This is a genomic window from Nocardioides sp. BE266, from assembly GCF_031457855.1.
Classification (GTDB): Bacteria; Actinomycetota; Actinomycetes; order Propionibacteriales; family Nocardioidaceae; genus Nocardioides.
Genome location: NZ_JAURTI010000006.1, coordinates 136,492 through 157,367, shown reverse-complemented (window position 1 = coordinate 157,367; position 20,876 = coordinate 136,492). Strand labels below are relative to the sequence as shown.

Here is a 20,876-nt window from a genome sequence, read left to right as displayed (position 1 = left end):
CGCCCGGAGCCGCGCGGGCTCCTAGAATCACGGCAGCAGAGGGTTTCACGCGTCTTGGAGGTGGGTTCGGCGCGTCGTTCCGACGCACCCTGAAGGACCCTCCGTGAGCCCGATCGCCTCCTACCGCCGACTCCTCCAGCTGGCCGGACCGACCTACGTCCTCGTGGCGTTCATCGGCCGGCTCCCGCTCGCGATGAGCCAGCTCGGCACCCTCCTCCTCGTCGCCACCGCCAGCGGCAGCTACGGTCTCGGCGGCCTCAGCGCCGGTGCGCTCGCGGTCGCCAACGCGGTCGGCGCACCGGTCGCCGGCACCCTGGCCGACCGCGTCGGCCAGCGCCACGTCGTGCTGATCCAGTCGCTGCTCGGTGCGGCCGGACTCGCGGCGCTCGTCGCGGTCGTCCACGCCGACGGCGCCGACGCACTCGTCGTGCTCACCGCCGCGGCCACCGGCCTCGCCCTCCCGCAGGTCGGCCCGCTGGCGCGCGTGCGGTGGCGGCCACTGACCCGCACGACCGGCGCCCAGCAGCGCCGCCTCGTCGACGCGGCGTTCTCCTACGAGGGCGCCGCCGACGAGGCGTCCTTCGCGATCGGCCCGGCCCTCGTCGGCCTCTCGGTCGCCGCGTTCTCGCCCTCCGGCGCCCTGCTGCTCGCGGCCGTGCTGCTCGCCGTCTTCGGCTCCGCCTTCGCCCTCGACCCCTCGGCCCGGCTCGCGCACAGCGACGTCCACGTCGAGGCGTCCGGCCGGCTGTTCGGTGCCGCCTTCGTGGTCCTCGTCGTCGCCCAGGTCACCATCGGCTCGCTGTTCGGCGCGACGCAGACGGGCGCCACCGTGCTGGCCACCGACCTTGGCAGCCCCGGCCTGGCCGGCTTCGTCCACGCCACGCTCGGTGTCGGAAGCGCACTCGCCGGGCTGGCGACGGCGTACGTCCCCGAGCGGGTCAGCCACGAGCGCCGCGCGCTGGTCGCGGCCTGGGCGCTGCTCGTCTTCTCGCTGCCCCTGCTGCTGGTCACGACGCTCCTCAGCACGACCGCCACGGTGCTGGTGCTCGGCCTCGCCGTGGCGCCGTACATGATCGCGGTGTTCTCGCTCGCCGAGCGCGTGGTGCCGCCGTCGCGGATCGGCGCGGCCATGACGATGCTGGCCAGCGCGACGGGTCTGGGGTACGCCGTCGGCTCGAGCCTCGCCGGTCGGCTGGCGGACGCCTCGGGTGCGACCGCGGCCTTCGGGGTCACCGTCGGCGCGACCGTGGTGGCGGTGCTGCTGATGACGTCGCAGCAGCGACGCCTGCGCGCGGCCTCCGAGCCGGCCAGCGGGCCGGTCAGCCTCCCGACTGCTCGTACGAGAACGCTGCAGCCGCTTCCCTGATCAGGCCGACGGTCGTGTCGAGGACCTGGCTGGTCGACCGGCTGCGGGCGAGGTGTCGGAGCACCACACGGCGCATGCCGAGGCCGGGCACGTCGAGCACGTCGACGCCGTCGACCGGCAGCGACTCGAGGGCGAGCGCGGGTGCGATCGTGACGCCCTCACCGGCCGCCACGAGCGCGATCGCCGTCTGCGTGTTCAGGTAGGCGTGGCGGGTGTCGGCGTCACCGCCGAGCTCGCGCCGCACGCGCCGCACCGCCTTCGCGTTCGCGGAGCCGTGGTCGAGACCGAGCCACGGGAGCGACAGCCGGCCCAGGTCGACCACCTCCGTGTCGAGGAGCGCGCCCGCGGGCACGAGCAGCTTCCACGGCTCGTCGAGGAGCGGTACGTCAGTGGTCCCCCGGGGCGGCGCGTGGCTCTCGCCCGCGTCCAGCTCGATCACGACGGCGTCGAGGTTGCCGGCGCGCAGTGCGCGCATCAGGTCGGCCTCGTCGGCCTCGCTCGCGCGCACGTCGAGAGCCGGGAAGCGCTCGCGCCACGACTGGAGCGACGGCGCGAACACCGAGATGGCGAAGGACTGGAAGAGCCCGATGCGCACGATGCCGCTGACGGCGGCGTCGTCCTGCTCCAGGCGGGACCGGGCGACGGCGAGGGCGCGCTCGACGTCCTCGGCCGCCTCGGCGAGGGCCATCCCGGCCGGCGTCAGCACGCTCCCGGACGGCGTACGGCGCAGGAGCGTGTGACTCGTCTCACGCTCGAGCTTGGCGACCTGCTGGGACACCGCGGACGCCGTGACGTTCAGCTCGTCGGCGGCGGCGAGCACTCCGCCGTAGCGCGCGACAGCCAGAAGGAAGCGCAGCCTGCCCGGGTCGACATCCACATTAGCGATGCTAAATCCAGAGTGCATGGAAGTGCAATTGTGCTTACTCCGGGAAAAGGTTCACCATTGAACCAAGCGCCACTTCCGGCGGTTTTCCAGGAACGAGGAACGAGCACCATGATCGCGGCAGTCACAGGATGGATCGGGACGCTGGGCACCATCAGCGCCTACGTGATGTTGAGCCGCGGCTATCTCCATGCCGCCTCGCTGCGCTACGTCAGCATCAACTTCGTCGGCGGACTCCTGGGTGCCACGGCTTCCGCGGCGTACTCGGCGTGGCCGAGTGTCGCCTCCAACCTCATCTGGGCAGGGGTCGCGGCCCACACGTGCGTGATGGAGCTGCGCCGCCGCCGCGCGCTGCCGCGGCCGGAGGTCCCCGAGGACCACACGATCCTCGACGAGGTCGACGTGCGTGCCGAGCTGCCCACCGAGCCGGTGGCGGACACCTTGGTCCTCGAGCCGGCGCTCGCGGGCGTCAGCACTCCACGACGTTGAGGGCGAGGCCGCCCCGGGCGGTCTCCTTGTACTTGTCCTTCATGTCGCGGCCGGTCTCGCGCATGGTCTTGATCGCCTTGTCGAGCGAGACGTGGTGCAAGCCGTCGCCACGCACGGCCATCCGGGCCGCCGTGATGGCCTTGATGGACGCGACGGCGTTGCGCTCGATGCAGGGGATCTGCACGAGCCCGCCGACCGGGTCACAGGTGAGCCCGAGGTTGTGCTCGATGCCGATCTCGGCGGCGTTCTCCACCTGCTGAGGCGTGCCACCGAGGATCTCGGCGAGCCCGCCGGCCGCCATCGAGCAGGCCGAGCCGACCTCGCCCTGGCACCCGACCTCGGCCCCCGAGATCGAGGCGTTCTCCTTGAAGAGCAGGCCGATCGCGGCCGCGGTGAGCAGGTAGCGGACGATGCCGTCGTCGTCGGCGCCGGGCACGAAGTGGTGGTAGTAGAGGCCCACCGCCGGCACGATGCCGGCCGCGCCGTTGGTCGGTGCCGTCACGATCCGTCCGCCGGCGGCGTTCTCCTCGTTGACCGCCAGGGCGTAGAGGGTGACCCACTCCATCGCGCCGAGCGGGTCGGGGACGCCGGAGGCCCACTCGACGTCGAGCTTCGCCTTCAGCTCGGAGGCGCGACGGCGTACCTTCAGGCCGCCCGGCAGCACGCCGGTGGCCTGGCTGCCGCGGTCGACGCACTCCCGCATCACCTGCCAGATCGCGAGCAGGTCGGCGCGCACCTCGGCCTCGGGGCGCCGGGCGGTCTCGTTGGCGAGCATCACGTCGCTGATCCGCAGGCCGGTCGCGGTCGTGATGGCGAGCAGCTCGTCTGCGGTCGTGAACGGGTACGGCACCGGCGTCTCGTCGGGCACGATGACCGCGTTGCCGAGGTCGTCCTCGCCGAGGACGAAGCCGCCACCGACCGAGTAGTACTCGCGCCCCCGCAGCTCGGCACCGCTCGCGTCGAAGGCCTGGAAGACCATGCCGTTGGTGTGGAACTCCAGCCGCTTTCGCCGGTGCATGACGACGTCCTCGTCGGCGTCGAAGGCGATCCGGTGCTCCGCCATCAGCGGCAGCACGCCGGACTCGCGGACCTCCTGGACCAACGGGTCGGCCGCGACCGGGTCGACGAGGTGCGGCTGCTCGCCGGCGAGCCCGAGGACAACTGCCTTGACGCTGCCGTGCCCGTGGCCGGTGGCGCCCAGCGATCCGAAGAGCTCGACGTGCACGTGCGCCACGTCGGCGAGGAGGCCGTCGGCCCGCAGCCCGTCGGCGAAGAGGTACGCCGCCTTCATCGGCCCGACCGTGTGCGAGCTGGAGGGACCGATCCCGACCTTGAACAGGTCGAACACGCTGATGGTCATGGGTTTCCCTCCGCCGCCGGCGCCGTTGCCGGCAGCACCTCCGATGATGAGGCTTGGGGCACTGTGGAGACAAGGGCTACGTTGCGCAACACGCTTCGCGTTGCTCAGGGCGCAACCCCGGGTAAGCCGACGTCGCCGGCTCGGTACGTTGACGGCATGACCGAGAAGACCATGCGCGAACGCATGCTGGCCGGCGAGCTCTACCTCGCCGAGGACCCCGTCCTGGGCGAGGAGTCGCGACGCGCGCAGGGCCTGGCCCACCGGATCAACATGATGGATCCGAACGACGGCGCGGGACGCCGCGCCCTCCTGGAGGAGCTGCTCGGCGCGTTCGGCGAGGACAGCGAGATCCGGCCGCCGCTGCAGTGCGACTACGGCTACCAGACGTCGATCGGCGCACGGACCTTCGTCAACTGGGGCGTGACCCTGCTCGACGTCGCCACCATCACGATCGGGGACGACGTCCAGATGGGTCCCAACGTCCAGCTCCTGACCGCGACGCACCCGCTCGAGCCGGGACCTCGTCGCGACAAGTGGGAGGCGGCCGAGCCCATCGTCATCGGCGACAACGTCTGGCTCGGCGGCGGCGTCATCGTGTGTCCCGGGGTGACGATCGGCGCCGACACGGTCGTCGGCGCCGGGTCCGTCGTCACCCGCGACCTCCCGGCCGGCGTGGTGGCCGTCGGATCGCCCGCGCGGGTGGTGCGCGAGCTCTAGGTCGTCAGGCCCCGCGGGGAGCGATGCGGTCGAGGAGGTCGTCGAGACCGGACCGCAGCGCGTCGAGCAGGCCGGCGTCGCGAAGGTGTGCCGCGAGCTGGGCGTTGAGCCCGCCCGGGGTGCTGTGCGCCGCGGCCAGGTCGGCGAAGTCGACGCCCGGCGTCCGCAGCTCGGGCGCGAGGTCGGCGAAGAGGTCGGCGACGTACTTCCTGGCCTGCGCGTCCTCGATCCCGTGGCCACCGACCCACGCCGCGATCGTGCCGAGGTAGTCGAGGTGCGCGGCCACCGTGGCCGAGGCGGCCGAGAGCGACTCGTAGGCCCGCTCGTCCTCGACGGGCAACGTGCCGCCCAGCAGCGAGTAGAGGTCCTCGGCGACGGACCGCGGCGGGTGGATCGGCGTCGTGCTGGAGCGCGTCGCGACCGCGGGAAGGGGCACGCTGCGCGCCACCTCCGTCGCCGGTGCGACCAGCTCGCCGAGCCGCGCCATCGACAGCCCGGCGACCGCGCTCACCACGCGGTGCTCCGGCCGGAACGCCAGCCCGGCCAGTACGTCCGCCTGCTGGGGCAGGAGGCACACGACCACCACGTCGGCGGCGTCGACCACGGCCTGGTTGTCGTCGGCGACGCGGACCGTGGCGAACCGCGCCGCGAGCCGGGCCGACCGCTCGGCGTTGCGCGGCGACAGCACGACCTCCGGCGGCGCGTCCACGGAGCAGAGCCCCGTCACGATGGCCTCGGCGATGGAGCCGACTCCCAACACGCCGTACGTCGTCATGGAGCCATCATCGCGGGCACCAGGACCTGGCGTGTGCCGGCCCCGGCCTGCTGCACGTGCCACACCTCCTCGACCTCACTGAGCGGCCGAGCCTCGTGCGCCACGCCGATCCGGCCCTCGGCGGCCAACGCCGCGATCGCGGTCAGCGCCTCCGCCCGCTGCTCAACGGTGAGTGCGTTGTTGGTGTAGCCGAGCAGCGACAGCGAGCTGCCCCGCAGGACCGCGGACGAGAGGGTGGCGACGTCGGCGGCCGAGCCGCCGAGGTTCACCAGCCGACCACCGGGAGCCATCGCACGCACCGCGGACTCGGCCACCCAGCCGAAGACCGGGTCGACGACGACGTCCGCGCGGTCGGGGAGCACGTCGAGCAATGCCTCGGCGAGGACGGCGGGGTCGGGATCGGCGATCTCCACCACAGCATCCGGGCCCTGCGCCGCCGCCCGAACGGCCGAGTCGCCGGGCCGGCACACCGCGACGACCCGTCCCGCCCCCTGCGCCCGCGCCGCGCCGATCGCGGCCTGGCCCACCGCGCCGCCGGCGCCGAGCACCACGACGCTCTCCCCCGGTCGCAGCCCGGCCCGCCAGCCGAGCGCCTGCCAGGCAGCAACTCCCGAGAGACCGAGCGCGGCGAGGGCGACGTCGTCGACACTCAGGTCAACCTCGACCACGCCCGCCTCCGGCACCACGCACAGCTCGGCCATCGCCCCGTCGCCGTCGGCCATCCCCGCCGAGGTGGAGACGAAGACCCGGGTCCCGGGGTCCAGGTCGCCGCCCGAGACCACCTCGCCGACCCCTTGGACGCCCGGCACGTAGGGCAGCGTGCGCGCCCCGAAGTACGACGTACCGCTGGCGCAGAGCAGGTCGAGCGGCACCACCGGCGTCGCCGTCATGCGCACGAGGACGCCGTCGCCCGGCGCCGGGTCCGGGTGCTCGGCGTAGATCGGCGCAGCACCGTGGGTGCGCAGGACCGCGGCGTGCATCAGGTGGCGATGTCGGGATAGGGCAGCGTCAGGTGCTTCATCGCCTCGCCGTAGGCGAGCTGGTACTCGAGCGGGCCGTGGTCGCGCTCGAACATCGCGATGAACAGGGTGAGCGTCAGGAACGGGTGGGCGCCCAGCTCGAAGAGCTTCACGTGGTCGTGCGACGCCAGTGCCTCGCGCTCCTCGTCGTCGAAGGCGAGCCAGGTCGAGCGCTCGTCGGAGATGCAGTTGAGGATCCGGTTGGCTTCCTCGGCCTCCCACCACTCGACCGTGCCGCGCGGGTCCTCGCGGTAGCGCTCGACGAGTGCCGGGTCGCGGTCGACGGTGAAGAGGAACTTGTCGAGCAGGTACTTGCTCACAGTGCTGCTCCGTCCTGGGGTGCCCCGTTCGGATACCAGGTGAAGTAGGCCTCCATCGTGTGGAAGAGGTCGAGCGAGTCGACGTGGTGGGCCTTCGCGCCCTCGCCCGCGACGCCCATCATCAGCATGAAGTCCATGAAGCCGTGCGTCGCGTTGCCGGGCAGGTGGAGGCTGTCGAGGGTGACCTCGCGGCAGCAGCCGTCGATGTCGCCGTTCGCGATCCACTCGACGGCCCGGCGGTCGAACTCCGGGTCGGGGCCGTGCTCGCCGAACTGGCGCGGGCCGCCGAGCTCGAGCGAGAGGTGCCCGGTGCCGATGATCGCCACGCGCTGGTCGGAGGGCCACGACTCCACGAGCTCGCGGATCGCCTTGCCCAGCGCCACGAACCGGCCGGGCTGCGGCAGCGGCGGCGCGAAGATGTTGGTGTAGATCGGCACGATCGGCAGGTCCGCCTCCGGACACAGCGTGATGATCGGGCAGGTGATGCTGTGGTCGATCCGCAGCTCGTTGCTGAAGGCGAGGTCGAAGCCGAGGTCGAGGCCGCCGCGGAGCACGTGGGCCGAGAGGTCCTCCTGGCCCGCCAGCGTCATCCGCGGCAGGCCGAACTCGCGCTCCTCGTTGTACCAGTTGGCGTCGTAGAAGGGCGCCTTGCCGACGAGGAACTGCGGCATGTTGTCGAGCCACAGCTGGTGGAAGTGGTCGCTGCCGACCATCACCAGGACGTCCGGGCGGGCGCGGGTCAGCGTCTCGCGGAAGGCCTCGATCTTGCGGACCCACTCGTCCGCGAAGGGAGGCCGGTCCTCCCCGACCGCCGTGCTGGCGCGGTAGTAGAACGGGTGGTGCGTCGAGGCGATGACGGCGACGATCTCGGCCATGCGGGGCGGCTCCTCAGCTCTCGGGGTCGACGTAGACGGCGTTGCGGTCGACGCTCAGGTAGGCGTCCATGCCGATCGGCCGGCGCCGCTCCTCGGCGAGCTGGCCGAGCAGCCCGGCGGCGCGCGCCAGCAGGGCGAAGCCGCGCAGCATCTCCACCGGCAGCCCGAGGTCGGCCAGCGCGGCCCCACAGACGCCGGCCCCGTTGAGCGGCAGCGTCCGGCCGAGCACCTCGGGGTGCACCCTGCCGATCGCGGCGAAGAGGCGCAGGTGCGGGCCGAGCAGTCCCTCCTCCTCCGCGATGCGCATCAGCACGGGCGTGCGAGGGTCACGCTCCTTGTGGACCGGGTGCCCGAGGCCCGGCACGAACTGACCGGCCTCCTTGGTGCGTCGTACGGCATCGAGGGCGAGCGCGTCGAAGCCCTCGTCGTCGGTGGGCAGGTCGTCGGTGGCGACGACGACGTCGTGGAGGTAGCCGCCGCAGTCCTCGGTCACGCCGAGGAAGCGGGACCCACCGCCGAGCAGGCCGGCGGCGAGCGCCCCCTGCAGCGAGTCGGGTGCGGAGAGGTACGTCAGCCGCGCTGCGATCGCGGTCGGGGTGAAGCCGTGGTCGGCGAGCGCGACCAGCACGGCCTCGAAGAGCCGCGTCTCCGACGGCGTCGGGCGTCGCATCGCCACCAGCCAGAATGCGAGCTCGCCGAAGCCGACCTCGCCCATCAGGTCGGCGGTGAGGTCCTGGCCGAGCAGCCGGATCTCGTCGGCCGTGGACGTGCCCAGGGAGGTGGGGTACTCGGGTGTCATCGTGTCTCCTCGTCGAGCCACGCACGGATCTCGGCACCGTGCTCGTCGAGCGCCGGGGGTGGCAGGTCGTAGCGGGCCTCGGCGTCGGAGAACCGGATCGGGTGACGTACGCCGGGCAGCGCGGCGTCGCCGGTGCCCACGGTGACGACGGGGTCGAGGCCGATCTGCTCGGCGAAGGCGACGCCTCCGTCGACGGTGTTGATCGGCCCGCACGGCACGCCGGCGCCGATGATGTCCTCGAACCACTCCTGCGCGGTGCGGGTGGCGAGGCGCTCCACGAGCAGCGGGCGCAGCTCGTCGCGGTTGGCGGTGCGGTCCTCGTTGCGCGCGAAGCGCGGGTCGTCGGCGAGCTCGGGGACGCCGAGCACCTCGACGAGCTTGCGGAACTGCCCGTTGTTGCCGGCGGTGACGATGAGGTCGCGGTCGGAGCACGGCAGCGGCTCGTAGGGGAACAGGCTCGGATGGGAGTTGCCCATCCGGAACGGGACGGTGCCGCCGGCGACGTACGCACTCGACTGGTTGACCATCCCCGACAGCGCGGAGGAGAGCAGGTTGACCTCGACGTGCTGCCCGCGACCGGTGCGCTGCCGGTCCTGCAGCGCGGCGAGGACGCCGATGGTCGCGTGGAGGCCGGCGAGCACGTCGAAGACGGAGATGCCCGCGCGGTACGGCTCGCCGTCGGGGTCGCCGGTGAGGCTCATCAGGCCGCTGATGGCCTGCACGATGAGGTCGTAGCCGGGCAGCTTCGCACCCTGCTCGCCGCTGCCGAAGCCGCTGATCGAGGCGTAGACGACGCCGGGGTTGGCCTCCGACACGGTCTCGTAGTCGAGGCCGAAGCGGGCCAGCGCGCCCGGGCGGAAGTTCTCCAGGACGATGTCGGCGCGCGCGACCAGCTTGCGCGCCACCTCGAGGTCGTCGGCGTCCTTGAAGTCCAGCGCGATCGAGCGCTTGTTGCGGTTGACCCCGAGGAAGTACGTCGACATGCCGTCGCGCACCGGCGGCTGCCAGGTGCGGGTGTCGTCGCCCTGCGGACCCTCGACCTTGACCACCTCGGCCCCGAGGTCGCCCATGAGCATCGTGGCGTAGGGGCCGGCCAGGATCCGGGAGAGGTCGGCCACGACCAGTCCCGTGAGCGGCCCCTGCTTCGGACGGTCGGTCACGGGCATCCCTTCGACATTCGCGGACATCTGTCCGCTGGACGTCGCACCAGTGTCGACAGGCGCCCGACGGACTGTCAAGACCACTCTTGACACTGCCGAGGTCGCGGACGCACAGTGACCTGCATCACGACAACCGTCATGCGGACATGTGTCCGAGACAAGGAGCGGATCGATGTCCCCCACGGCTGACCGCCGACCGGTGCTCTTCACCGGCGGCACCGTGCTCACCATGGACGACCAGCACACCGTGCTCACCGACGCCGACGTCCTGGTCGTCGACGACCGGGTCGCCGAGGTGGGGACCGGGCTCTCCGCCCCCGACGGCGCCGAGGTGATCGACGCGTCCGGCGGCATCGTGATGCCGGGCATGATCGACACCCACCGCCACATGTGGCAGACCGCGATGCGCGCCTACGGCGCCGACTGGACCCTCACCCAGTACTTCGTCTGGTACTACCTCGAGCACGGCGCGAAGTTCCGCCCCGAGGACATCCGCTCCGGCAACCTGCTCTCCGCCTGGGACGCCCTCGAGGCCGGGGTCACCACCACCGTCGACTGGTCGCACGGCCTCCAGACCGTCGACCACGCCGAGGCGGCCGTCGACGCGTTGCGCTCTGCCCCGGGTCGCTACGTCCTCGCCTACGGCAACATCCAGGCCGCGCCGTGGGAGTGGACGGCCGACCCGGCGGTCCGCGCCTTCTTCGAGCGCAACCGTGGCTCCGACGGCGACATGCTCGGCTTCCAGCTGGCCTTCGACGTCACCGGCGACCCCGCCTTCCCGGAGAAGGCCGCCTTCGAGCTCGCCCAGGACCTCGGCCTCCCGGTCACCACCCACGCCGGCGTGTGGGGCGCAACCAACGACGACGGCATCCGGCTCATGCACGAGAACGGCTTCATGCAGCCCGACACCGTCTACGTCCACGCCGCGACGCTGACCACCGACAGCTACCACCGGATCGCTGCCACGGGCGGCTCGGTGTCGGTCTCCACCGAGTCGGAGCAGAGCGCCGGCCAGGGCTACCCGCCCACCTGGCAGGTCCGCCGCCACGGCATCCCCGTCTCGCTCTCGATGGACACGTCGGTGTGGTGGAGCAGCGACCTGTTCAGCGCGATGCGCACGACCCTCGGCGCGGACCGCTCGCGCGAGCACCTCGAGGCGCACGCCGCCGGCGACACCGTCACCCACTCCGCGCTGCGCGCCGAGCAGGTCGTCGAGTGGGCCACCCGCGGCGGCGCGGCCGCGCTCGGACGTGACGACCTCGGTCGCCTCACGGCGGGCGCCAAGGCGGACGTCGTACTCATCAAGAACGACGACTCCCCCGTGTCGTTCCCGCTGCTGAACCCCTACGGCCACGTGGCGTTCCAGGCCCAGCGCGGCGATGTGCACACCGTCCTCGTCGACGGCCACGTGGTGAAGCGCGACCACCGCCTCGTCGGCGCCGACCTCGCGTCGGTGCGCACCGAGGTCGAGAACACCGTCGACCACCTGCGCTCCGCGATGGGCGAGGACGTCTGGCAGCAGGGCATGAACCCGGACCTGCCGGGCGAGGACCACAAGGTGCTCGACAACCCGTACCAGTACACCGACTACCGCTCGCACACCACGCACGGCGCTCGCGGTACGGTCTTCGGCGAGCCGAACTCGGGGAGGTAGCCCATGGCCGGTCGTGGCAGCGGGCCCGACTTCGTGGAGTCGCTGGCTCGCGGTCTCGACGTGCTGGCCGGCTTCGGCCCGCACCAGCCGACGATGACCCTCTCGGAGGTGGCGACGGCCGCCGGCCTGGCCCGCCCGACGGCCCGCCGGCTGCTGCTGACGCTCGAGGAGCTCGGCTACGTCCGCGTGCGCGACGGCGCCTTCTCGCTGACGCCGCGGGTGATCGGCCTCGGCATGGCGTACGTCGGCTCGCTGGGGCTGTGGGACGTCGCCCGCCCCCACATGGAGGACCTCGTCGGCCGCATCAACGAGTCGGTGTCGCTGGCCCAGCTCGACGGCTCGGACATCGTGTACACGGCGCGGGTCTCGGTGCCGAAGATCATCGCGCTCCGCGTCGAGATCGGCACGCTCTTCCCCGCGCCTCAGACGTCCAAGGGCAAGGTGCTGCTCGCCGCGCTGCCGCCGCGCGAGGTCGCTTCGGTGCTGGAGATCCCCAGCCGCTCGGGCCTTCCGCCGTACGCCGGCCGCACCCACGACGAGCTGATGGACGAGCTGAGCCAGGTCCGCGCCCGCGGCTGGGCCCTCGCCGACGAGGAGCTCGCGCCGGGCGTCCGCTCGATCGCCGTGCCCGTCCGCGACGGGGACGGCGAGGTGCGCGCGGCGATGAGCGTGACGGTCCACGCCGCCGAGACGTCCCGCGACACCCTCGTGGACGACCACCTCCCCCAGCTCGTGCGTACCGCCAGTGAGGTCAGCGCCGACTGGGCGCTCTGGGCCTCGCGACCGCATGTGGAAGTGGCCGGGGCGCTGGGGTGAACGCGGATCCCTACCGGCTGGATCGTTTCGTCGAGGCGCAGGACGGCGTGTACGCCGGGGTGCTGGGCGAGCTGCGCGCCGGCCGCAAGACGAGTCACTGGATGTGGTTCGTCTTTCCGCAGGTCGCCGGCCTGGGGTCGTCACCCACGTCGCGGTTCTACGCCGTCGCCTCCCTCGACGAGGCCCGTGCGTATCTCGAGCACCCCGTGCTCGGGCCCCGACTGACGGACTGCGTCGAGGCGGTCCTCTCCCACGCCGACCGGACCGCGCGCGAGATCCTGGGCTCGCCGGACGACGTCAAGCTCCGCTCGTCGATGACGTTGTTCGTGCTGGCGGCCGGCCCGGACACGCCGTTCCAGCTCGTGCTGGACGCGTTCTTCAAGGGCGAGCGGGACACCAGGACGGTCGACCTTCTGGCCGGGTGAGCCGAGTCGCGGCGGCTGCCGCAACGTCACCAGCGGGCGTGGACCTGCTCGCGGATCCGTCCGTCGTACAGCTCGCGCACGCCCTCGAGGAACGGCGCGGGCAGCGCACCGACCGCGCCTGCAGCGGCGTTGGCCTGCGCCTGCGAGACATTGCGCGCACCCGGGATCACCGTCGAGACGCCCGGCTGCTGGACGACCCAGGCGAGGGCGGCCTGGGCCGGCGTGACGTCGGGAAGGCCGGCGGACACGAGCGCCGAGAACTCCTGCGCAGCCTGGACGCCCGTCTCGTAGTCGACGCCCGAGAACGTCTCCCCCACGTCGAAGGCGCTGCCGTCGCGGTTGTAGGTGCGGTGGTCGTCGGCGGCGAACGTGGTGTCGAGGTCGTACTTCCCCGACAGCAGGCCGGAGGCCAGCGGCACGCGGGCGATGATCCCGACACCGGCGTCGACCGCGGCCGGGAGCACCTCGTCGAGCGGCTTCATCCGGAAGGCGTTGAGGATGATCTGGATGCTCGCGACGTGGGGCCGGGCGATCGCGCTGAGGGCCTGCGCGGCGGTCTCGACGCTGACGCCGTACGCCGCGATGACACCGTCGTCGACGAGCCGGTCGAGCATGTCGTAGGTCGCGTCGTCGTCGATCACCTCGCTCGGCGGGCAGTGCAGCTGCACGAGGTCGATCGTGTCGACGCCGAGGTTCGCCCGCGACCGGTCGAGCCAGGTGCGGAAGTTGGCCTCGACGTAGCTGGACGGCACCTGCTCGGCCCGGCGCCCCATCTTCGTCGCCACGGTGAAGCCGGCCTCGGGGTGCACTGCCACGAACCGGCCGACGAGCCGCTCACTGCGGCCGTCGCCGTACACCTCAGCCGTGTCGAAGAACGTCACGCCGGCTTCGGCCGAGGCCTCCAGCACCGCCAGCGCGTCGCCCTCGCTGACATCACCCCAGTCGGCGCCGAGCTGCCACGTGCCGAGACCCACGACCGAGACCTCGCGGCCGGTCCTGCCGAGCGTGCGGTGTTCCATGGGACGAGCCTGTCACGTCCCGGGTCAGCGGCGACCCTTGGCCTTGCGGATCTGCTTCTTCAGCTTCTTGACCTTCGAGGTCGCCTTGACCAGGACCGCCTTGGCCTGGGTGAGGACGCCGTTCGCGGCATCGATCGCGGACTGGGCGGCCTGGTAGGCAGGCGTCACGGCGCCGAGCGCGGCGCTCGCCTGGGCGAGGGCGTCGGCGAGCGGCTTCTCCGCGGCGATCAGGGCCGGGAGGGCGGCCTTGGCGGCCTTGAGGTCCTGGTCGAGCTTGTCGAACTCCTTGTAGAGCGGGGCGATGGTGTTCGCCTCGTACGCCCGCATGGCGTCCCCCGTCGTGCGGACGAGAGCCGACTGGTCGGCGATCGGCTGCGCGTAGGAGTCCACCTGCGCCCGCAGGTCGTTGGCGATCCCGTTCCAGTACGCCACGTTGGCGCGGGCGTCGGCGAGCCGCCTGTTGAGGACGTTGAGGTACTCCTCGACGTCCTGCCTGCGGTTCTTGGCCGCGTTGTAGGCGGCCTGCGCGTCCTCGAGGCGGGCCTCCGCCTCGTCGAGGCCGGGCACCGGGCGCCACGTCCCGCTGCGGAGGCCCTCCCAGTGGCCGTTCACCTTGCGGGTGTCGTCCCACTGGGCCTTTCGTCGGGCGAAGTCCTCCCGGAGCGCCTCCTTGGTGTTCCACGCGTCGTTCTCGGCCGCCAGCGCGGCGTTGTACTCGTTCTGCGCGGCGGGGATCTCGTTGGTCTCCAGGTTGCTGGCGTAGACCGCGGCCTCGTTCTGGTTGGTCCTGGCCTCGTTCTCGCGCACCCGCAGCGCCTGCACGGCGTTCTGCAGCTCGGTCATCCTGGCCTGTGCGGCGTTGTAGGCGTCGCGCAGCGGCGCATAGCCCGCCTGGGCAGCGGCCATCCGCCGGTCGAGGTCGGCCCAGAGGGCGTCCTCGTTGCCGATGAGGTTCTGGGCCCGGTCGAGCGCGGCCTTGGCGGTGGCGTGCTTGGCGCGGGCCTCCTCGAGGGTGACCGACGCGGACTGGTGGGCGAAGATCGCCGCGGTGCCCGAGTCCTTGGCCGCCTGGACCTTGGTCGCAGCCGAGGTGACCGCAGCGGCCGCCTTCTTCTTCGCCTTGACGGCCTTGCGCAGCTTGGCCTTGAGGCTCGCGAGCGAGGTGGCGGCCGGCTTGGCGTTCGCCTGGCCGGCTGCAGCGCGAGGCGAGTGGCTCGTGTCGGCGGCGAGGGCCGCGGGAGCGGTCAGGGACACGGACAGGGCGGCGGCGACGAGCGAGGCGGCAGCACGGGACTTCATCAAGGGTCTCTCCAGGGCAGGGACGTGAGGGGCGCGTTGTGCGTCGGACCACGCCCTGCGCGCCGAGAGCGCAAGGAAGCCTTGACGTACGACGCGACTGATACCTACCCGGCGCGCATTCCAAACCTGCCCGAAAGTAAAAGACGCCCCGGGGTCTCGGGTCCCCGGGGCGTCGGAGCCGCCTGTCGGAATCGAACCGACGACCTAGTCATTACGAGTGACTCGCTCTACCGACTGAGCTAAGGCGGCGCTCGGTCCGTCGAGCGTGCTCGATGGACCGCGGGCGAGTATACGGAGCCCGCGGGCCCGGACAGAAATCACCGGTCACGACGGACCCGCTAGCGTCGGCAGGGACCGCACCACACCATCTCAGGAGGCACGATGCCCACTCGCTCCGCACGCACGGCCTGGACCGGCGACCTGATGAGCGGAAACGGCCAGGTCGAGCTCACCAGCTCCGGCGCCGGCACGTTCGACGTGAACTTCCCCAAGCGGGCAGCCGACGACGCCGACGGCACCACGAGCCCGGAGGAGCTCATCGCCGGTGCCCACGCCGCGTGCTACGCGATGTCGCTGTCGAACCTCCTCGCCGAGGCCGGTGGCACCATCCACGCGCTCGACGTGAAGGCAGACGTCACGCTCGGGCCCGACAAGGACGCCGGCGGCTTCAAGCTCACCGGCATCGTGCTGACAGCCCGTGGTGAGGTCGAAGGAGTCGACGACGCAGGCTTCAAGGACGCGGCCGACAAGGCCAAGGCCGGCTGCCCGATCAGCAAGGCGCTCGCCGCGGTGCCGATCACCCTCGACGCGGCGCTGGAGGGCTGAGCCTCAGCAGGTGGTGCCGTCGTCGGGGACGGTGCCCTCGATGAGGTAGTGCTCGACGACTGCGTCGATGCAGTCGTTGCCGGAGTTGTACGCCGTGTGCCCGTCTCCGTCGCGCTCCACGAGCACGCCGGAGTCCAGCTGCGCGGACAGCGCCTCGGCCCACTTCATCGGCGTGGCGGGGTCGCGGCTGGTGCCGAGCACGACGATCGGGGCCGCGCCCTCGCCACGGACGTCGAGCGGCTTCTCCGACGACGTCACCTCGATGCCGCGGCAGCCGGTGAGGCCCCACGCGAACACCTCGCCGAAGGTCGGCGAGGCCTCCTCGAACGCCGCGAGCTCGGACGGCACCTTGCCGAAGCCGATCGAGCGCGGGTCGTCGAGGCAGTTGATCGCGTAGATCGCCTCCATCGAGTTGTCGTCGTAGGACCCGTCGGTGCCGCGCGAGGAGTAGAAGTCGGAGAGCTGCATCAGCGCCGACCCCTTGCCCTCCAGCGCAGAGGCGAGGGCGGTGCTCAGCAGGAACCAGTAGTCGCGGTTGTAGAGCGGCATCACGATCCCGTAGAACGCGTTGCCGACGTCGAGCTGGCGATCACCCGCCGGCAGCGGCTCGTCCTCGACGGAGTCGAGGAGGCCCTTGATCGTGGCGAGCCCCTCGTCGACGGTGTCGCCGAGGAAGCAGTTGTCGGTCGAGTCGAGGCAGTTCTGGACGTAGGCGCGCAGCGCCGTCTCGAAGCCGGCTGCCTGCTCGAGCGCCATCGTCTCGGGGTCGAGCGAGACGTCGACCGCGCCGTCGAGCACGAACCGGCCGACGCGCTCGGGGAACAGCTCGGCATAGGTCGCGCCGAGCTTGGTGCCGTAGGAAGCACCGAAGTAGGTCAGCGTCTCCTCGCCCAGCGCAGAGCGCAGCACGTCCATGTCGCGGGCGGCCTCGATCGTGGTGACGTGCCCGAGCAGCGGGCCCGAGTTCGCCTTGCAGGCGGCACCGAAGCCGAGGACGGTCTGCTTGTAGTCCCGGACCTCCTCGGGGGTGTCGGGCGATGGGTCGGCGGCGACGTAGGCGTCCATCTCCTCGTCGCTCAGGCAGTCGATCGGGGCCGAGCGACCGGTGCCGCGCGGGTCGAAGCCGACGACGTCGAAGGCCTGGAGGAGCGGCTTGCGGAAGGCCAGCCTGCTGGCAGCGGCGTACGACGTCCCGGGGACGCCGGGGCCGCCGGGGTTCACCACCATCGAGCCGAGGCGCTCGCCCGACGCGGGCACGCGCAGGAGCGCGAGGTCGATGGTCCCGCCCTGCGGGTCGGCGTAGTCGATCGGCACCGTGAGCGTGCCGCAGTCCTGGTCGTCGTTGCTCGCGCACGGCTTCCAGTCGATGCGCTGGGCGTAGAACTCCTCGAGGACCGGCCGGGGCGGCTGGGTCACCGACGCCGGCGGGGGCGTCGTGGGTGACGGGGTCGGCTGCACCCGCGGTGCGTCGTCCGGGTCTCCCTCGAGCGCCATCCCGACCGCGACGAAGGCCGTGAGCACCAGGACGAGGATCGCCACCAGCGCGAGGATCCGCCTCACTGGTGCCCTCCGGGCAGTCGCAGCGCGACCGTCATCGACTCCAGGGCCAGCTGTGGCGGCACGTTGAACTCCAGCATCTGCTCGCGGGCGGTGAAGATCGCGTCGATCATGCGCAGCAGCTGCTCGGGCGAGGCAGCCCGGGCGACGACCTCGACGTCGGCGCGCAGTTCCTCGTTGACGAGGTGACCGGGCGCCTCGACGGACACGGCGATGGCGTCGCGGTAGACCGAGACGAGGTCCATCAGGCAGCGGTCGATGACGTCGAGCACCCGGCGGCGGGCCTTCTGCTTCTGCAGCTTCTCCAGCGCCGAGAGCGCCGCCCGGTAGGCCCGGCTCGTGGTGTCCTTGCGCTCGCTGCCGAACATCGACTGGAGTCCCTCGAGCTCGCGCTTCTCGGCATCGGCGGTGATTGCCGCGGTCTCCTCCTTCGCGATCTCGGCGAGGTTGGTCGCGGCGGTCATCACCGCTCCGAGCGAGGTGAGCCGCGACGGCAGCGAGACGACCTCGCGCCGGCGCCGCCGGGCGTCCTCGTCGACGCACAGCGCGCGGGCCCGGCCGATGTGGCCCTGGCTGGCGCGGGCGGCGAACGACGCCATGGTCGCGTCGATGCCGTGCCGCACGAGGAAGTCGCTGACCTCGGGTGCGGTCGGGGTGGCCAGGGTGACGTGTCGCGAGCGCGACGCGATGGTCGGCAGCACGTCGGCCCGCGTCGGCGCGCACAGCAGCCAGACCGTCTTGGGCGTCGGCTCCTCGATCGCCTTGAGGAGCGCGTTGCCGGTGCGCGGGTTCTCCGGCGTGCCGAGCCGGTCGGCGTCCTCGACGAGGATCACCTGCCAGCGCCCCAGCGCCGGGAACTTCGCCGAGCGCTGCACGAGCTCGCGCATGTCGTCGACGTAGAGCACGGTCGTCTCGGAGCGTACGACGGTCACGTCGGGGTGGGACCCGCTCATCACCAGCCGGCAGGCCTCGCACGTGCCGCAGCCGGTGCCGGTCTCGCACTGGAGCGCGGCCGCGAAGGCGCGCGCGACGTTGGAGCGGCCCGAGCCGGGCGGACCCGTGAAGAGCCACGCGTGGGTCATGCCGTGGCCGGCGGCGGCCTCGCGCAGCGTGCCGATGAGCGGCTGCTGGCCGACGAGGTCGTCCCAGACGGCTCCCGTGATGGTCGTCATCGACCCTCCAGCAGCGGCTCGATGCGCGCGCGGATCGCGGCGGCGATCTCGTCGATCGGCGCCCGCGCGTCGAGCACGGCGTAGTGGTCGGGGGCCGCAGCCGCGAGGTCGAGGAAGCCCTGCCGCACCCGCTGGTGGAACTCCAGCGACTGCCCCTCGATCCGGTCGCGCCCGGCGAAGCGCCCCAGACCCGCTTCCGGCTCGAGGTCCAGCACGACGGTCAGGTGGGGGCGCAGGTCGGCGGTCGCCCACCGGGCGACGGCCTCCACCTCCGAGACCTCCAGCGTGCGCCCGGCACCCTGGTAGGCGAGGGTCGAGTCGACGTAGCGGTCGGTGATGACGACCTCGCCGCGCGCGAGGGCCGGCAGCACGACGTGGTCGACGTGCTCGGCCTTGTCGGCGATGTAGAGCAGCGCCTCGGTGCGGTCGGACAGGTGGCCGGTCGCCGGGTCGAGGACGATGCGCCGCATCTCCTTGCCGACCTCGGTGTCACCGGGCTCGAAGGTGAGCAGCACGGTCTCGCCGCGCTCGACGAGCCAGTCACGCAGCAGGCGCGACTGGGTCGACTTGCCCGCCCCGTCGCCGCCCTCGAAGCAGACGAAGAGGCCGTGCTCCGAATACACCCCTGCGCTCATCCGGGGTCCCCGCAGAGTTGTCCGGGGGAGCGCAGCGGAGGAGGAGAACTCCGCGGGGTGGTCTTCACGTCGCACACCCTACGGGCGGGGTGGGACACGGCGGGCAGGAGTCAGCGGGAGACCCAGGAGGCCGGGACGATCATCGCGGCCAGGAAGGCCCAGCCCCCGGTCAGGCGGCGACGCCGGTCCCTCGGCCGGAACGTTCCGAGCGGCCCGCCGAGGAGGAGGTACGCGACGCTCCCCAGGGGGCCGGTCAGCATCCACGCCCAGCCCCACGCCCACCGGGTGGCACGCCACGGCTCGGGCCCGCCGACGATCAGCAGCAGCACCGCCAGCCAGGTCGCCAGCGCCAGAAGGACGACGGCGCCCGGTGCCCGCCACTCCATGAACGAGGTGCTCGGGGCGTCCGAGGAGGAGGCAGGCGTCAGGACGATGTCGCGGTTGATGCTGCGGAGCGTCTCCAGCGGGTCGCCCGAGCTGGTGAACACGGGTTCCTGCCAGGCGTCGTACCCGCGGTCGTCACCGACGTGGACCACGGCGTACTGGTCGAGGACGTCGGCGAGCACTTTCCAGCGGAGCTCGACGCTGTCGCCTGCCTTCGGCACGTCCGGGCCCGCGACACTGACCTCCCTCACCTTGCCGCTGGCCACGTCGGAGAGCAGGTCGCCGTAGGACGCGGGACGCGTGCCCGTGGCGACGAGCAGCGCCGCCGTCGTGAGCGCCATCATCGCCACGAGCAGCCCGGTCAGGCGCCAGCGCCGGTCCAGCCACTCGTCGTGCGCCCTCAGCGCAGGCGTGGTCACCTCGACCGCCATGGTCGCCCCCTCTCCCGTGGGCCGAAGCGTAGACGAGACCGCGCCTGCTCTGGTGCGAACCACCTTCGGCGGCATCGCCTGGGTGGTCGGCGCCGCGCTGGAGCTCAAGGACGCGCGTCAGCGCACGGTCGCTCCGTCGGAGTCCTGAGCCGGGCACGCGCGTGCCAGACTCGCGGGCATGCGATTCGTGCTCGTCCGCCACGGCCAGTCGAACAACAACAAGCTGTGGGCCGAGACCGGTGACGAGACCGGCCGCGAGGTCGACACGCGGCTGACCCCGCTCGGTGAGCAGCAGGCCGCTGCGCTGGCGTCGTACGCCACCGAGCCGGGGCTGCCGTGGCGCCTCACGCACCTCTACGCCTCCCCCATGGTGCGGGCGGTGCAGACGGCCGCGCCACTGGCCGACGCGCTGGACCTCCCGCTGCAGCTGCACGAGGACCTGTTCGAGGTCGGCGGCCCCTACGACCTCCACGAGACCTCGGGTGCGCGGGTCGCCCACCCCGGGTCCGGCCGCGGTGCGCTCGCCGCGCTGTCCGACCGCCTGCACCTCCCCGACTGGGTGGGCGAGGACGGTTGGTGGAGGGGCGAGGTCGAGGGGGAGCGCTCGGCGTACATCGCCCGCGCCGACCGGCTGCTGGCCTCGCTCGAGGAACGTCACGACCCTGGCGACGTGGTGGGCCTGGTCTCGCACGGCTGGTTCGGCAACGTGCTCCTGGCGCGACTGCTCGGCGTCGCCGAGCTGGACGGCGCCTTCGAGCTGGCCAACGCCTCGATCACGCTGGTCGAGGACACCGCGGACGACGTCCCGTGGGGGCGCACCGCGATCCGGGTGAACTGGCTCCCGCACCTCGACGGGACGCTCATCACCGACTCCGCCATCGGCACCACGTGAGCCG

The 20,876-nt window shown here is 72.2% G+C and carries 22 protein-coding genes and 1 tRNA gene; 8 read left to right on the top strand and 15 right to left on the bottom strand.

Features of this window, described 5'->3' with window-relative positions; genetic code table 11:
• The first annotated feature begins 103 nt into the window (after window positions 1–103).
• Window positions 104–1,366 (top strand): MFS transporter, encoded by a 1,263-nt coding sequence (locus J2X46_RS18745; RefSeq protein ID WP_310253249.1) that lies wholly within the window; start codon window positions 104–106, stop codon window positions 1,364–1,366.
• Here J2X46_RS18745 and J2X46_RS18740 read toward each other — a convergent pair.
• Complete coding sequence (locus J2X46_RS18740; protein ID WP_310253248.1) at window positions 1,320–2,243, bottom strand: LysR family transcriptional regulator; 924 nt, start codon at window positions 2,241–2,243, stop codon at window positions 1,320–1,322. The two genes, J2X46_RS18745 and J2X46_RS18740, sit on opposite strands and share 47 nt — an antisense overlap.
• Before the next feature lie 117 nt (window positions 2,244–2,360).
• Between J2X46_RS18740 and J2X46_RS18735 the strand changes: the two genes are divergently transcribed.
• Window positions 2,361–2,738 (top strand): hypothetical protein, encoded by a 378-nt coding sequence (locus J2X46_RS18735; RefSeq protein WP_310253246.1) that lies wholly within the window; start codon window positions 2,361–2,363, stop codon window positions 2,736–2,738.
• Here J2X46_RS18735 and J2X46_RS18730 read toward each other — a convergent pair.
• A complete protein-coding gene (locus J2X46_RS18730; RefSeq protein WP_310253245.1) occupies window positions 2,719–4,098 on the bottom strand; it encodes an L-serine ammonia-lyase in 1,380 nt (459 codons plus the stop codon). The two genes, J2X46_RS18735 and J2X46_RS18730, sit on opposite strands and share 20 nt — an antisense overlap.
• Window positions 4,099–4,254: 156 nt before the next feature.
• On the opposite strand from J2X46_RS18730, the gene J2X46_RS18725 reads away from it, so the two are divergent.
• The gene (locus J2X46_RS18725; protein WP_310253244.1) at window positions 4,255–4,815 is read left to right on the top strand and encodes a sugar O-acetyltransferase; all 561 of its coding nucleotides are present in this window, start codon (window positions 4,255–4,257) and stop codon (window positions 4,813–4,815) included.
• Window positions 4,816–4,819: 4 nt separating this feature from the next.
• Here the strand turns inward: J2X46_RS18725 and J2X46_RS18720 are convergent, their stop codons facing one another.
• The 6 genes from J2X46_RS18720 to J2X46_RS18695 are packed head-to-tail and all read right to left on the bottom strand — an operon-like array spanning window position 4,820 to window position 9,763.
• Window positions 4,820–5,590, bottom strand: coding sequence for an NAD(P)-binding domain-containing protein (locus J2X46_RS18720; RefSeq protein WP_310253242.1), 771 nt, complete (start codon window positions 5,588–5,590; stop codon window positions 4,820–4,822).
• Entirely contained in the window at window positions 5,587–6,570 is a 984-nt protein-coding gene (locus J2X46_RS18715; protein WP_310253240.1) for a zinc-binding alcohol dehydrogenase family protein, read from the bottom strand. Before J2X46_RS18715 ends, J2X46_RS18720 begins: the two co-directional genes overlap by 4 nt.
• A complete protein-coding gene (locus J2X46_RS18710; RefSeq protein WP_310253239.1) occupies window positions 6,570–6,929 on the bottom strand; it encodes a hypothetical protein in 360 nt (119 codons plus the stop codon). Before J2X46_RS18710 ends, J2X46_RS18715 begins: the two co-directional genes overlap by 1 nt.
• Entirely contained in the window at window positions 6,926–7,804 is an 879-nt protein-coding gene (locus tag J2X46_RS18705; RefSeq protein ID WP_310253237.1) for a hypothetical protein, read from the bottom strand. The genes J2X46_RS18710 and J2X46_RS18705 overlap by 4 nt, the downstream gene beginning before the upstream one ends.
• 13 nt (window positions 7,805–7,817) lie before the next feature.
• The gene (locus tag J2X46_RS18700) at window positions 7,818–8,603 is read right to left on the bottom strand and encodes a citryl-CoA lyase (RefSeq protein WP_310253235.1); all 786 of its coding nucleotides are present in this window, start codon (window positions 8,601–8,603) and stop codon (window positions 7,818–7,820) included.
• A complete protein-coding gene (locus tag J2X46_RS18695; RefSeq protein ID WP_397215177.1) occupies window positions 8,600–9,763 on the bottom strand; it encodes a CaiB/BaiF CoA transferase family protein in 1,164 nt (387 codons plus the stop codon). Before J2X46_RS18695 ends, J2X46_RS18700 begins: the two co-directional genes overlap by 4 nt.
• Window positions 9,764–9,935: 172 nt before the next feature.
• Here J2X46_RS18695 and J2X46_RS18690 point away from each other — a divergent pair, with 172 nt between their 5' ends.
• The 3 genes from J2X46_RS18690 to J2X46_RS18680 are packed head-to-tail and all read left to right on the top strand — an operon-like array spanning window position 9,936 to window position 12,658.
• A complete protein-coding gene (locus J2X46_RS18690) occupies window positions 9,936–11,417 on the top strand; it encodes an amidohydrolase family protein (protein WP_310253230.1) in 1,482 nt (493 codons plus the stop codon).
• A gap of 3 nt (window positions 11,418–11,420) precedes the next feature.
• On the top strand, window positions 11,421–12,233 hold the full coding sequence (locus J2X46_RS18685) for an IclR family transcriptional regulator C-terminal domain-containing protein (RefSeq protein WP_310253228.1): 813 nt from the start codon (window positions 11,421–11,423) through the stop codon (window positions 12,231–12,233).
• Window positions 12,230–12,658: a DUF1810 domain-containing protein gene (locus J2X46_RS18680; RefSeq protein ID WP_310253227.1), complete on the top strand. Its 429-nt coding sequence runs from the start codon at window positions 12,230–12,232 to the stop codon at window positions 12,656–12,658. The genes J2X46_RS18685 and J2X46_RS18680 overlap by 4 nt, the downstream gene beginning before the upstream one ends.
• A gap of 26 nt (window positions 12,659–12,684) precedes the next feature.
• On the opposite strand, the gene J2X46_RS18675 is transcribed toward J2X46_RS18680, so the two are convergent.
• The 3 genes from J2X46_RS18675 to J2X46_RS18665 all read right to left on the bottom strand — a co-directional run bounded on the left by J2X46_RS18675 (window position 12,685) and on the right by J2X46_RS18665 (window position 15,225).
• Window positions 12,685–13,677 (bottom strand): aldo/keto reductase, encoded by a 993-nt coding sequence (locus tag J2X46_RS18675; protein ID WP_310253226.1) that lies wholly within the window; start codon window positions 13,675–13,677, stop codon window positions 12,685–12,687.
• A gap of 24 nt (window positions 13,678–13,701) precedes the next feature.
• Window positions 13,702–14,976, bottom strand: a complete 1,275-nt coding sequence (locus tag J2X46_RS18670) for a hypothetical protein (protein ID WP_310253224.1) — start codon at window positions 14,974–14,976, stop codon at window positions 13,702–13,704.
• Window positions 14,977–15,152: 176 nt separating this feature from the next.
• Window positions 15,153–15,225 (bottom strand) — tRNA-Thr (locus J2X46_RS18665).
• A gap of 132 nt (window positions 15,226–15,357) precedes the next feature.
• Between J2X46_RS18665 and J2X46_RS18660 the strand changes: the two genes are divergently transcribed.
• Entirely contained in the window at window positions 15,358–15,801 is a 444-nt protein-coding gene (locus J2X46_RS18660; RefSeq protein WP_310253223.1) for an OsmC family peroxiredoxin, read from the top strand.
• Between the two features lie 3 nt (window positions 15,802–15,804).
• Here the strand turns inward: J2X46_RS18660 and J2X46_RS18655 are convergent, their stop codons facing one another.
• The 4 genes from J2X46_RS18655 to J2X46_RS18640 form a co-directional block, all read right to left on the bottom strand.
• On the bottom strand, window positions 15,805–17,361 hold the full coding sequence (locus tag J2X46_RS18655; RefSeq protein WP_310253221.1) for an alpha/beta hydrolase: 1,557 nt from the start codon (window positions 17,359–17,361) through the stop codon (window positions 15,805–15,807).
• Window positions 17,358–18,530, bottom strand: a complete 1,173-nt coding sequence (locus J2X46_RS18650; RefSeq protein ID WP_310253220.1) for a DNA polymerase III subunit delta' — start codon at window positions 18,528–18,530, stop codon at window positions 17,358–17,360. Before J2X46_RS18650 ends, J2X46_RS18655 begins: the two co-directional genes overlap by 4 nt.
• The gene (gene tmk / locus J2X46_RS18645) at window positions 18,527–19,165 is read right to left on the bottom strand and encodes a dTMP kinase (protein WP_310253219.1); all 639 of its coding nucleotides are present in this window, start codon (window positions 19,163–19,165) and stop codon (window positions 18,527–18,529) included. Before tmk ends, J2X46_RS18650 begins: the two co-directional genes overlap by 4 nt.
• A gap of 110 nt (window positions 19,166–19,275) precedes the next feature.
• Entirely contained in the window at window positions 19,276–19,980 is a 705-nt protein-coding gene (locus J2X46_RS18640; RefSeq protein ID WP_310253217.1) for a hypothetical protein, read from the bottom strand.
• 178 nt (window positions 19,981–20,158) lie between these two features.
• Between J2X46_RS18640 and J2X46_RS18635 the strand changes: the two genes are divergently transcribed.
• Window positions 20,159–20,872 carry a histidine phosphatase family protein gene (locus J2X46_RS18635; protein WP_310253215.1) on the top strand — a complete coding sequence of 238 codons (714 nt, stop codon included), beginning with the start codon at window positions 20,159–20,161 and terminating at the stop codon, window positions 20,870–20,872.
• Window positions 20,873–20,876: the final 4 nt, after the last annotated feature.